At 59.0% G+C, this 12,668-nt stretch carries 12 protein-coding genes and 1 pseudogene; 3 read left to right on the top strand and 10 right to left on the bottom strand.

Going from position 1 to position 12,668, the window contains the following annotated elements; translation table 11 throughout:
* Positions 1-2: 2 nt before the first annotated feature.
* The 9 genes from AC1RRC_RS19705 to AC1RRC_RS19665 all read right to left on the bottom strand — a co-directional run bounded on the left by AC1RRC_RS19705 (position 3) and on the right by AC1RRC_RS19665 (position 9,848).
* A complete protein-coding gene (locus AC1RRC_RS19705) occupies positions 3-1,271 on the bottom strand; it encodes an NHLP bacteriocin system secretion protein (protein ID WP_493057222.1) in 1,269 nt (422 codons plus the stop codon).
* Between the two features lie 27 nt (positions 1,272-1,298).
* Complete coding sequence (locus tag AC1RRC_RS19700; protein WP_493057221.1) at positions 1,299-2,819, bottom strand: TolC family protein; 1,521 nt, start codon at positions 2,817-2,819, stop codon at positions 1,299-1,301.
* A gap of 53 nt (positions 2,820-2,872) precedes the next feature.
* A complete protein-coding gene (locus AC1RRC_RS19695) occupies positions 2,873-4,261 on the bottom strand; it encodes a radical SAM protein (RefSeq protein WP_493057220.1) in 1,389 nt (462 codons plus the stop codon).
* Positions 4,262-4,349: 88 nt separating this feature from the next.
* The gene (locus tag AC1RRC_RS19690) at positions 4,350-4,526 is read right to left on the bottom strand and encodes a hypothetical protein (protein WP_493057219.1); all 177 of its coding nucleotides are present in this window, start codon (positions 4,524-4,526) and stop codon (positions 4,350-4,352) included.
* Positions 4,527-4,599: 73 nt separating this feature from the next.
* A complete protein-coding gene (locus AC1RRC_RS19685; protein ID WP_493057218.1) occupies positions 4,600-5,547 on the bottom strand; it encodes a YfgM family protein in 948 nt (315 codons plus the stop codon).
* Between the two features lie 109 nt (positions 5,548-5,656).
* The gene (locus tag AC1RRC_RS19680; RefSeq protein WP_493057217.1) at positions 5,657-5,842 is read right to left on the bottom strand and encodes a hypothetical protein; all 186 of its coding nucleotides are present in this window, start codon (positions 5,840-5,842) and stop codon (positions 5,657-5,659) included.
* 87 nt (positions 5,843-5,929) lie between these two features.
* On the bottom strand, positions 5,930-6,949 hold the full coding sequence (locus tag AC1RRC_RS19675; RefSeq protein WP_493057215.1) for an ABC transporter substrate-binding protein: 1,020 nt from the start codon (positions 6,947-6,949) through the stop codon (positions 5,930-5,932).
* A 23-nt stretch (positions 6,950-6,972) separates the two neighbouring features.
* Complete coding sequence (locus AC1RRC_RS19670) at positions 6,973-9,009, bottom strand: MFS transporter (RefSeq protein ID WP_493057214.1); 2,037 nt, start codon at positions 9,007-9,009, stop codon at positions 6,973-6,975.
* The gene (locus AC1RRC_RS19665; RefSeq protein ID WP_493057213.1) at positions 9,006-9,848 is read right to left on the bottom strand and encodes a hypothetical protein; all 843 of its coding nucleotides are present in this window, start codon (positions 9,846-9,848) and stop codon (positions 9,006-9,008) included. Before AC1RRC_RS19665 ends, AC1RRC_RS19670 begins: the two co-directional genes overlap by 4 nt.
* Before the next feature lie 434 nt (positions 9,849-10,282).
* On the opposite strand from AC1RRC_RS19665, the pseudogene AC1RRC_RS19660 reads away from it, so the two are divergent.
* Together AC1RRC_RS19660 and AC1RRC_RS19655 are read left to right on the top strand one after the other, a co-directional pair.
* A pseudogene (locus tag AC1RRC_RS19660) lies at positions 10,283-10,667 on the top strand (IS1595-like element ISJsp4 family transposase); the annotation flags it as partial.
* Between the two features lie 117 nt (positions 10,668-10,784).
* On the top strand, positions 10,785-11,006 hold the full coding sequence (locus tag AC1RRC_RS19655; RefSeq protein WP_493057212.1) for a hypothetical protein: 222 nt from the start codon (positions 10,785-10,787) through the stop codon (positions 11,004-11,006).
* Between the two features lie 33 nt (positions 11,007-11,039).
* Here AC1RRC_RS19655 and AC1RRC_RS19650 read toward each other — a convergent pair whose 3' ends face one another.
* Entirely contained in the window at positions 11,040-12,083 is a 1,044-nt protein-coding gene (locus AC1RRC_RS19650) for a lysozyme inhibitor LprI family protein (protein ID WP_493057211.1), read from the bottom strand.
* A 129-nt stretch (positions 12,084-12,212) separates the two neighbouring features.
* On the opposite strand from AC1RRC_RS19650, the gene AC1RRC_RS19645 reads away from it, so the two are divergent.
* Positions 12,213-12,656 (top strand): hypothetical protein, encoded by a 444-nt coding sequence (locus tag AC1RRC_RS19645; RefSeq protein WP_493057210.1) that lies wholly within the window; start codon positions 12,213-12,215, stop codon positions 12,654-12,656.
* Positions 12,657-12,668: the final 12 nt, after the last annotated feature.

The following is a 12,668-nucleotide window of genomic DNA, read 5'->3' as shown; positions in this document are numbered from 1 at the left end:
GCTCAATCCAGCCCGATCAGTTTTTTCATGACCGGCAGCACCAGCTCGATCGGGCGCTGCTCCGACAAGGTGATCGAGGCCGAACAGGTGGTGCCGCTTTGCAGCGAAAACGGCGGGCCTTCGCGCGTCGACCACGCATAGCCGCTGCTGTTGGACGGCGAGGGTTTCAGCGATGCGCGCACCTGGATCGGAGCGGCGGCGCCGGATAACTGTTGCACCAGCTTGTCGTTGCCAAAGACGCGCATCAAGCCCTGGTCGGTGGACGGATAGTCCGCCACCGCCGCCACGAACGCCGGCATGAAGCCGAATTCCTCGCGCCGCGCCGTGCTGGGGCTGATTTCCATTTTCATGCCGCCATGGATTTTCTTGCCGTCCGCGGCCGGCAGATACACAAACGCCTCCAGCTCATTGACGTCCACCCCCGACGATTCGATGCTGACCAGCGCTGTGCCGCGTTCCACCAGTTGGCCCTCGCTGGCCTTCACTTCCAGCACGCGGCCGCTGTAAGGACTGACGATCGACGTGGAATTCTTGGCTTCGCGCGCCATCAGGCCGAGCTGGCGTTTGACGTCTTCCAGCTGATTGAGTGTGGCCTGCACTTCGTTATCGCTTTGCTTGCGGCGCTCCAGGCGGGACAACTCCAGCTGCTTGATCTGGCCCTTGACGTTTTCGCCCTCGAGCTGCACCGCAGCCAATTCCAGCTCCGAGCCGATCAGCGTCTGCCGCGTGATCAGGCCCTGGTCGTACAGCGCACGCTGGCTCTCGATCCGCTCCTTGAGCAACTTGCCGCGCTGTCCCGTGGACGCCAGTTGCGTGGCCAGGAAGCGCGCCTGCTGGTCACTGCTGGCATCGCCCAGCGACGCGCTGCGCGCGGCAACCTGCAGCGCCTGGTCATACTGGGCCTGGGCCTCGCGCTGGCGCGCCTCGCTGGTCTTGATCTTTTGCAGCAACTCGAATGGCTCGAGGCGGCCAATGATCTGCCCGCGCATGACGGTGTCGCCCGGCTCGACCGCCAGGTCGGACAAGCGGCCGCTGACCGACGACGTCATCGCATTGACGCCACCGTTCTTGACCAGGATGCATTGCTGCCCGGTCAGCTTGGTGGGCAGACGGCCCAGCACCGACCAGGCCAGCGCCGTGCCGATCAGCAGCAGCGCGCCACCCAGCGCGATCCAGCCACGCGGCGAGGTGACCCGCAGCAGCACGTCGAGTTCATCGGGCGACGACAGGCGGTTGACAGCGGTTTGCCGGAACAATTCCTTGTTTTTCATTTTCAGACTCCGAACATATCGCGCCGCCTACCGGCGGGAGGGGGCCAGCAGCGCGCGCAGCGGCCCCGGCCCAGCCAGTTCCCCCACGTCCAGCGCCAGGCGATCTTCCCCCCCAACGCCATCCGGCGAAGCGGGCAGCAAAGTGCCACTTTCATAACGCAGCCGCGCCAGCGCTTGCGCATACGCCAATTGCAGTTGCAGCACATTGATTTGCGCGCTGACGTACCGGCCCTCGACATTGATGACATCGATCAGCGTCGCAATGCCATTGCGCTGCTTGGTAATTTCCTGCCCGACGGCTTGCTCATACAGGGCCAACGCGGCTTTCGCATTCATGAACTGCGCCCCCGCGCGCGACAGGTTTTGCAACGCAACGCCAACGCCCGAACCGACGCCCGCCGTTAAATCGCTGCGCTGGACTTCCAGTTGCGTCAGCAGGGAACGACGCTCAAGCAACACACCTTTGGCCTGGCTGTTTTCAACAGGGAATTGAAAATTCAGGCTGGCCCGCACGGACGGCGAGGCAACCCGGCCATGCTCCCCCGGGAAGCCGAAGCGCGAGCCCCCCTCGGATGCTTTGGCGGTTCCCGCCCCCAGTTTCAAGTCCACCAGCGGCTTCAAGTCATCGCGCGCCGCATGGACCTGGCGCTCCGCGGCTTGCAGCTTCAGCGCCAACGCCTGCACATCGGGGCGCAACGCCAACGCAGCCTGCTGCAACGCCGTTGCGCGTTCCGGCGCGAGCGGGGCAAACGGCTCGACAGCGGGCAAGGCGTCGGCAGGCGCCGGCAACGCGGCGATCCCGGCCGCATCCAGGCCCAGCAAGCGTCCCAACTCCTGCCGCGCATCCGTTACGGCCACCGCCGCGGCTTCATAGGCCGCCTGTTTGTCGGCATGGTCGGCACTCAGCAGAACAAGGTCTCCCCGTGGCCGCTCTTGCGCGTCGACCAGCAACTGGATTGACTGCAGCAGGCGCGCACTACGCTCGACGCTGCTGGCGGCGACGCGTTCCAGCGCAATCCGGGATTCATAGCGCCAGTAAGCCTGGATCACTGACGAAAGCGTACGAGCCAGTTGATCCCGCAAATCAAGGTACGCAGCTTGCACACTCAATCGCGCAGCGTCTTCGTAGGCAGTCACCGCCTTGCCATCCCGTCCACGTGCGAGCGGAACGGTCAGCGCAAGGTCGAACCGGATCTTGTTTTGCTGTTCCGCAGCCTGGCTGGCATAGTCCTGCACTCCGGCGGCATCCGCTGTCACAACCGTACTCATGCCACTGCGCCATTGGCGGCCGGCACTCGCCTGATAACCAGCCGTTATGATGCGGACCGCATTGTCTTCCCTGCCAGCAAACGGCAGCGGCGTCACGGTCCTGTCGTATTTTGCCGCCGCCCCGGCCACCCAGTCGAATTGGCTCGCAGCTTGCAAATGCTGGCCTTTTGCCGCATCAACGCGCAAGCGCTGCAGGCTGACCTGGGCATTGCGCGACAGTGCGGCCTGGACTGCATCAGCAAGATACAGCTCCGCACCAGCGGCTTGCGTCGCAGCCAACAACGCCCCCCACCACGCATGGAGGCAAATATTCCTCATCATTGGCAGTGGCGTCAGGAGGCAACAGACAGGTCTGTTAATTGCGACGCAAAATTGCCGTCTTTATTGATCAGGTAATCCAGTATCAGCTTGTCCTTGATGTTGACCTTGTAAGAAGGACATGCCCATTCACCGTTGTACCATTGCTTGGGGCAACCGCCGCCGCACACCGGGAACAGGTTGCAGCTCTTGCATGGCGCAATGTCCGACTTGATGTCGACAAACCATTTCTTGGTCACTGCCGCATCATTGCGCACCTGGTCAATCGTGTCGACATGGCCGATCTGGTATTCGGGGCTTTCATATTTGGGCGTGTAGGGGTACTCATAGCAGGGATAAATGTTGCCCGCCACGTCATACACCTCGGAATCCGGTTTGACGACCATGCACGGCCCCATTTTCTTGTTGGGAACGACGCGGCCAAACTTGAATCCTTTTTTGATCGCATACATGATCCAGTCGATCTCGGCGGAGCCAAAGCGTTCCGCTGTCAGGCTGTTTTCCTGCGCATTATTACCGCCCCAATCGACGATCGGGGAAAAGTCAACCACAACCCGGCGCTCGTGCAGGCCGAGCTCAGCCAACCGGTCTATCAGTTTGAAGATCGTCTTGACGCTCTGGTGATTCACATTGATCCGCACCGTAATACGGCATTTGCGCGCCATGTATTCAGGCAGGCTGCTGACTTCCACAATGTTTTTCAGGATGATATCGAAAGTCTTCTTTCCTTCCTTCGTGATGCGCATCAGGTCATGCGTCTGCCCAAGGCCATCGAGCGTAATCTGATAATGCGTGATGTCTTGCTCGAGCAGCTTCTGGAAGACGGCCGGCTTAAAGCTGAGGCCATTGGTGATCATGCGGGCGTCATAGCCAATACCGTGTTCCTTGCAGAAGCCGGTCAGCCTTGTACTCATGTTCAGGATTTCGCTGAAAGCCATCAGCGGCTCGGCGCCAAACCATTCCACTGACAAGTGTTTATAGCCACCACGCAGCAAATTAGCGCCAATGCGATTGGTAATCTTGATACCGGTTTCCGTGTCGACATTTTTCTTGGCATGAACCTGGCCACAATAACCACAACCCAGCTGGCAATTGGCGGTCGGCTGTATGGTCACATCGAGCACCGTTGAATCCTGCAAGGCCAGTTCATTTTGCATCAGGACGGTTGAAAATTCATCTTCGTCCGCCGGGACGATCGCCTCCATTTTCATCAGGTTGGTCAAGTACGCGGCGTCGACCTGTGAAAATTCACTCTTTACCAGATGCTGATAAATCCGCTCTTTTAACAGTATGGAGATGCCTGAGCGCGTGGAGAAAAATATACGGGACGGATCGTTCGTTACCTGCGCGTCAATCAAATCAGTGACTACCACGTAGTTTGAGAGCTTGTATTTATTGTTCATTGCTATGGAGGTGTGTGCGTTTCAGGAATGACCTTGTCACGGTGCGGCCAGGGTTGCCAGCCGCACTGTTTCTTTTACAACCAGGTGCTTAGAACAGGCCGCACGCCATGCCTTTGCAGCCAGGCTCTGCCGCGTCCATGTCCATCATGACGCCGCCGGAAATAACGTTCAGCTCATCGTTGTTCAACGCCGCTTCGCCTTCAGCAGCCGGCACCTCGTTCTCAACGGCGTTGGCCAGCGCGTCCTTCAGGTTTGGGTTGGTCATTTTCTTCTCCTATAAATTAATTAACTCGTAGTTTTAAGACATCAAGCATTGATCGGTCTTATTTGATCCAACTTCACAGGTTCAAATTAAAATTCCTGAGGCGCTTGTATTCCCAATATCCAGAGCAGTATTGCTCAATGACATCCAGCTCCCCGGCAGACAATGGGTGCTTTGCCCTGTATGCCGTCAGCAGTAAATGCTGCAATGTAAAGGGCAGCTCGGGCAAAAGGACTTCGGCCATGAAATTTCGGTCCAGGTCCGCACTGCCATCAACCATGCCGTACCAGCGCATCCAGGCGTATTTGATGTCGTCGTTACGCCATGAGCCCATACCCGACCGGATACGTTCAAACATGCTGCCGATAATCGCGCGGTCCCCGGTTCCGAGTATCTTCATCAACAGGGCATCGAAGAAGAAATTCACAATGGAACGCCGCTCTACGGCGGTAAAAAACTGGTCCATGTCAATATTTCGGCCCCGCAGCCGGCCGTTTTGGCCCAGCAGAAAATCGATTGCTCCGAGGGTGACATCCAGCGCCTGGTTCAATTGTCCCCGCGCGACCAAGACGCGCACAATGTTCAATTGCTGGTCCACCATGGCCATCGCAACACGGTGAAAACCATCGTCATACAGCACATCGAAGGCATCCAGCGCGCGCTGCAAGCCAGCGATGGCTTCATCGAAATCGCCTTGCACATAGGCGCGGTATGCCACCACTGCCGAGTACAACCCGGCCATCCCGCTGATTGCCGCTTCGGATGTCAATTGCAGGGGCTTGCTGTCAATCGCGTTAAACAAATAGTCCGTCTGGGCCTGGCCCCCCTTGAGCATGGCCGACATGCATTTCTGGTACTGGTTGAAGGCGAACATCATGTCCATCCGTCCTTCGCTGGATTCTTTAACGCCGCAGTACTCCAGGATGGCGTGAAAAATATGCTGACGCTGAAACGGATCAGTCGGCCTTTGGGCTCCCCGTAATTGAACAATTACGGAAGCATCACTGGAATGCACTAAATTCATGAGTCGTCTCCGACGGTTTCGCTGTATTGAGTCGGGACAGGGGCACAACCTTGTGCACCTGTCTCCGGCGAACGGCAGGCGACTGCCGTTCGCATTCAATCGCCGTGCGTCAGAACACGCCGCAGGCCATGCCCTTGCAAGTTGGCTCAGCTGCGTCCATGTCCATCATCAAGCCGCCGGAAATCACTTCCAGCTCGTCAGCGCCCAGTTCATCTTTTTCAGCGACTTCGCTTTTCTTCACCAGGTTTTGCTCGATGGCATTGGTCAGAACTTCTTTCAAGTTTTCGTTGCTCATGTTTTCAACTCATTCCAAACAGGTTAATAGCTCCTAGTTTTAAGACATCAAGCAAACCATCGGTCTTTTTGCTGCAGCAAAGTCGAGTTATTCCCTGGCGTCGACAGCATCTTGTCCGCCGATCATTTCAGCGATCTTGACCACTGACAGGGGCGGATACACGCCCAGCTTTTTCGCCGCACGCATATTGACCAGATAAGTAAACCGGTTCAGCGATTCGACCGGGAGGCGCGCCGGCGACACTTTCTTGGTCAGTATCTGCACCGCCTTGTGGGCGGCCAGTTCACCGACATTGAAATACGTGCTTACCAGCCCGAGCAGTGCGCCGTCATTACGGATCGGCGCCTCAGTTGCGGCAAACACGGGAATGCGGGCCGCCTGCGCCGCCTGTACCACTTCGTACGCGTTCTTGATCAGGTAGGAATCCGAGGGCAGATAGATGAATTGCGGCTTTTGCGCCACCAGCTCTTGCATGGCCCCCACGACGCCGTCCGATGCCGGCTTGCCCTGTCCATCGAGGCGCAACGGCACAGCCTTCAGGGTCAGGTTAAACTTGGGCGCCAGCGCTTCAAGCTGCTGCACCGCCAGCATCGAGTTTTTTTCCTGCGGGTTGTAAACCACGCCCAGCGTCTGCACCTGACGCATGGTTTGCAGCGCCTGCAACTGGGCTGGCAATGGCACCAGGTGCGAAACGCCGGTCAGGTTGCGTTCCGACGATTTCAGGTCGCGCACCAGGTTGGCGCCGACCGGGTCGGCCACCACATTGAACACCACCGGAATGTCGGTGATGTGCTTGTCACGGTCGACATGCCCTAACTGGCCAACCACTTCCGCGGTGACCGTGGTGCCAAATGTGTAGATCAGGTCGGGTTTGAGTTCGCGTGCTTCCTTGACGAATTCGGCGACTTTGCTGCCATCGGCCTGCGCATCGCGGATGATGTATTCGACCGGCACCTTGTGCCGGCTCATGTAGTCGGTGAAACCTTTTTCCGCATCCGTGGCGCCACGGTACAACAGCATCATGATGCGGTAAGGCTTGGCCTCCGCCAGCGGGGCATGGATCGCGGCACACATGCCGGCGGCCAGGATCAGACTGCGCAAAAACATGGGAAATTTTTCCTTTCTCAGCGTTAGACGGAGGCGTTGGAAAGTCGTGTGCGCTCGAAGCGCACAAACATGACCGACAGCGTGCTGGCGCATACGAACGACAGGACACCGATTCCGAGAAACGCGCCTTTGAATCCAAACTGGGCGATCAGCAAGCCGGCCACCATCGGGCCAAGCACGTTGCCAAACCGCTCAATCAGTCGGAAGATGCCGGTTGCCGTTCCGGTCCCGACTTCCTGCATCACTTCCTTGCAAAAATCATTGATCAGCGACAGCTGCGGTGAGACGCCGATCGCATGGGCAACGCCCAGCAGTGTGATGCTGGCCAGTGTTCCCGCCGTGCTGTCAAATGCATAGATCACAAACATGGCCATAGCCGAAGCAAAACCGCCAATGCTGACAAACCAGCGCAACTGCCCCATACGATCGGCCAGGCGCGCCACAGAAGGCGAAAGCAGGATGATGGCCAACCCGTAGGCCATCATCACGCGGCCCGTCGTCGATTGGTTATTCCCCAGGAATTTGAGGTACAGCGGCGCGCTGTAATACAGGAAGCCGGTCAGCGCGATCTTTGCCGGCACAGCGGCGAGGAACGTGACGGCCACAAATTTGGGGTTCCGCAACAATAAGGAAAAGTCCTTCCAGCCCAGTGCTTTGCGCGCGCTGGCCGCCGTTGCCGAACGCAGGAAGCGCAACACGAACCAGGCCGCCGCCGCGCTCAGCAATGCCGACAACATGATGGTGGGGCTGTAGCCAAGCCGGTCCGCCAGGATGCCGCCGATCGCCGAACCGGACAGCGAGCCGGCAAAAAAGCTGGACAGGAATACCGCCATACCGCGTGTGCGTTGATCCGGCGGCGTGTTATTGGTCACATAGCCTTGTGCGGTAATGAAGACCAGGCCGTAACCAAGGGCAGTCAGCGAACGCCACAGCAGCAAGTCATACAGCGAATGGGCACAGGCTGTCAGTGCCAGTCCGGCGGTCGTCACGGCGGCGCCCACTGCAAACGCCTTGCGGTGGCCAATCCTGTCACTCCACATGCCGGCCCATGGCATGGACAGCGCCCAAGTGAACATGAAAATGGAAATCGGCAGGCCGATCGCCAGCGTGCGGGAAATGCCCATGCCGGGCTCATAGAACTGGCCGACGAACATGGGGAAGAACGACAGTGACAGCGAGTCGGAAAATACCAGCAGGAAGAACGGCCAGCGGATATGGTCAAGTGCAGCCCCATACAGGACGGTATGCTGTCCCGGCGTATGGAAACGGTACTGCCCGAGCCGCTCCCGGACCCGGGTGAGCGTGGCAGCGCCGCCGGCTGCGGCCAGGTTTTCCAGCGCGCGGTAACGCTGGTTGATGGCCGCCATGACCTGGTTGAAGCGCCCGCTCAGCTGGAAAATGCCGCCCAGTTGGTCGAACGGCAGGTAACAGCTGAAATCGCCCTGGCGCACCCGCATCAGGAAGGCGCGCGCCACCTCGACCGGCGTGGCGATCACGAAGGTCAGGACGAAGCGCATCAACTCCAGTGCGATCAAACACGCCACCACCAGCACGGTGATCACGTCATAACTCACTTCGCGCAACGTTTGCTCGACGAACGACACCGGTTGCCCCAGGTGCAAGGTGGCGACGCGGACATTACGGAACACCAGCGGCACACTGGTATTGAAATACGCGCCGGCCTGGGTGGTGCCCGGGCTACCCGACGCAGTAGTCAACAGCCGCTGCAATGCGGCATCCGCCTCCGCTGCTGCGTAGCCGCTCTGATATAGCATATGGCCATTCAGATCGGCAATCGCCATGTAGGCAACCGATGGATTGTCGCGCCGCACTGTACCCAGGAATTCTTCCACACCGACCATCTGTTCAAACGGCACGCCGTTCACATAGGCTTTCTCCAGCACGGCGCTGGCCGAGCGGCTGACCACGGCGACCGTTCGCGCCATTTCAGGCGGCAATTCTTCCTTGAAGTGGCGCAGGGCCAGGCCGGACAACAGCACCGCGGACAACACCAGCAGCGCCGCGACCAGCAAGACCAGGCGGGTTTGCAAGCGCTTCATGGCGTTTCCTTGCCGGCGGCTGCCTGGGCCGACACCACGTCGCGCTCGGCCAAGGCCAACTGCTCGGCAACCAGCGCGGCATGACGGGAAAACTCTTGCACGTCGGCCACCATGGCGCTATCGAACAGGCTGCCATCAGCGGCGCCGCCGGCCGGCGCTGCAGCAGCGTCATCCATTGCCAATGCCACGTTTTCCAGGGTCTGGGCAAAGCCACGCATCAACAGGTAGACCCCGCCCATCGCGCCCACCGCCAGGACAGCCAGCGTCAACAACATGTCCATGCCCAGCCTGGGCAACATTTGCTCTATGTGGTATTCGGCTTCCCGGCGATCATAGGCAATGATAATGGCGCCGGATTTAATACCAAAATTATTCGTGAATGGCACACCTAACTCGGCCACATCCGCATTCATTACCTGCCAGGGGGTATCGATGGAAGTTTTATCCAGTTGCGCATTCCATTTTATTTCGGCTTGCAATGGCATAACGCCATCACTGACGGCAACATCGCGCTCATCCAAGATGCCGATATAACGAATGCTTTTATCCTGGCTTAAAATCTCATTAATCATCGGCGCCAGCCGCGTATTCGCAGAAGGGCGCAAGCCGATATTCAAACCCGCTTCCACGCTCTGCCGCAGGTCTTTGCCGATGACCGAATAGCGGGAATGCGTCAGGTCCAGGAAAGTTTTCCGGTAGTTGGAGAAATTCAGAAAAGAGATCAGTAACAAAACAAAGGCCATCACCAGCACCAGCAAAATACCAATGCGCCACCAAAGCGTCGATGGTTTTTGCAATGTATCTGTTTCGCGTGTTTCAAATACAGCCAATGCGCTCATTTTCGTCTCTCCGTATAGCGCCTTAAAACAAGGAAATCCCGCATTGTTGGAAATCCAAGAAGCGCTCTTGCGTGCAACGAAATATATTGCGAAATATTAAATAAATGAACCCCTAAAAAATTTAACAATGTCCAAAATGAGACATTGACAAATTAAAAATACCACTCAAACCAGCATGTTTTCATTGGATTTCCATGAAAGCAATTTCAGCAAGCTAGCCACGTGGTAAGAATTTTTATTATTGAAATGTTGCTCAAAAAATACAATCACCGCTGAAGCAGCGCAGCAGCGACAGGAGCAGTGCGCTTTCCTGCCCTTGCGGCACGGCTATCATCGCCTGCTCAATGTCAAAAAACAGGAATGTCCATGGTCTGCCGCCTCGCCACAGCCGCCATGCCGATGCGCGGCTATGGCTGAAGGAACCCCTGATCGACGCGGCGGCGCGCCTTGGCGTGCACCGCAACACCAGCTTCCGCTGGCGCCACCGCTTCCTGGCGCTGCCCCGGACCGACCGCGCGCCGCTGCTGCATGGCATTGCCGAGGCCGATGAAATGTTCTTGCTGGAATCGCAGAAGGGATCGCGCCACCTGTCCCGGCCGGCGCGCCGGGCTGCGCACCCGTGGCACGCTGCATGTGCAAAACGTCAATGCTTACCACAGCCGCTTCCGCAATTGGCTGCATCGCTTCCACGGCGTCGCCACGCGCTACCTGTCAAACTACCTTGGCTGGCGCTGCGTGCTTGATGCGCGTCGTATCGATACGCCCGAAGGCATGCTTAAAGCAGCGATAGGACACTTTCCACGGTTCCTGGTGACATAGCCCAATATTATGGACAGGCCTATGTCCACCGGCTCGGGCAGCGCCTGCGCGTGCAAGTCAGCATTGTGGATACGCCGGGACCCGGCACCAAAGGTGGCGCGGTGCAAGGCCCCCCTGGTGTACACATTGCGCTGCCAGCAGTTCGAGGGCGACCATCAGGCCAAACGCACGGTCCTGATGCGGCAGGTCGCGCATGAAATGGCGCGCATCTGGCAACTGAGCGGCGACCATATCAGCGTCGATGACACCTTGCGCGAACGGAGCGTGCGCGAGCACCTGCCAATCGGCGCCGCTGTGTTCGGCGACGCGGTCAAGCAGCCGGGATTGTCGCAGCGCTGAGGCAGCGCAGCCCGGACTTGCGATCCAAGCTGGTTACGGCTCAAACTCCGCCAGCTGTTCGATCCGGCGCTGCGTCAGCAGCGCCTTCCACGCATGGGGCGCCGCGTTGGGATAACGGGCCGCCCCCAGCGCCACCCACGCATCGCGGTACGCTTGCCACGCCTGCTGCGTGGCGCGCAAACCGTCCTTGGTCACGGTGCCAAAGCCCACCAGGTGCGCCCCCGGCTTGCCCGCGCCGCGCGCCATCAGGCGTTCGAACAGCTCGCCCATCTTGCGTTCCAGCTGCTGGTATTGCTGCGGCGTGTAACGCGGCAGGCGGCCCTTTTCCGCTTCCTGCAAATCGCGTGCAAACTGGTCCAGTTCAAAGCTGCGCGCTTCGATCGCCAGCGCGGCGCGCAAGCCGCCGCTCATGTCGGTTTCCTGGTCGGCGCGGCTGGCGGCAAACACTTCCAGCGCCGCCTGCAATTTCGCCGCCACCGCTTGCTGCGCCGGCGGCCAGCCTTTGATCACGGCGCTGACCTTGCCATTGCGCTGGCGATTATCGAGGCGTTCCTGGATCGCGGCGCAATAGTTGCCCATATGGCTGCTGGTGACGTCGTCGCACTGGTCGAAAATCGCCGGGTCATGGCGGCCCACGCGCTCATTCAAGTGCGCCACGCGCGCATCCATTTCCGCCGGCGCGGCCGGCATCGAACAGGCAAATTTCAGCGCCAGTTCATCGTGGCGCGAGACGCCATAGCCATTCGCATACACCATCATCAGCACGGCCGAATCATGCTCTGCCAGCGCGCAATGGCGCACCTGGTCCCATGCGGCCGGACTGGCGGCCACGCGCTGGCGGGTATCGTAGTAACGGTCTTGTGCACCGCAGTTGCGCAACCCGTGCAGCGCACTGGCGGCCGGCAAATCCCGCGCGGGCGGCTGCACTTGCTGAACCGCCATGCACTGGCGGTACCATGTGGTACTGGTGTCGCCCATGCTGCCCATGGCGGAAGTATTCGGGTATTCGGGCGGCTGCGCCATGGCCGGCAACATCACCATCAAACCCGCCGCAGCACTGACCATCGCTCGCTTCATCGACACTCCCATTCGACACAAATTCGACACAATATTGACAGTATATAAGAACGCTACTGTTACAAAAAAAATACTTAGTTTCCGTACGGACAAGTTAGAATAACCACTCACTTATCCACGGGAGTCCTGATGAAGCAGGTATCTGTCTTGTTGTCCATTGCCTTCCTGTGCGGTTCGGCCATGGCAGCCGGGGCTGAAATCGACCCCAGGCAAAACGCAGAATGCCCGCAACCGGATTTCCCTTCCCGCTCGACGTCCACCGAGAGTGTACGCCGGGTTGAGAAATCGTTGAAAGCATGGCGCACGTGTTTCCGCGCCGCGGTGGGACAACAACAAAGTGTGGATGAGATGGTGGCGGCGTCGCGTGAATATCAGCAAGTCAAAGCCCGGCATGAAGCCTGGGTCGCCGCGACGATCCAATACAGCAATGGCCAGGCGTATGGCCGCCTGGCGTCGGCCCGCGTGGAGCGGGATTTTTGGGAAAACCTGATGGCGAAGAACGGCGGTGCACGCACCGCGGCCCGCCGCCCCGATGAGACGATCATTCAGCAAATGGCGGTCAGCGGCAATTAGTGGATGCCCGGA

The organism is Pseudoduganella sp. GW821-FHT12E03 (assembly GCF_058807115.1).
The sequence above is the reverse complement of the archived record's forward strand: the minus strand, read 5'-3'. Positions and strand labels throughout refer to the sequence as shown.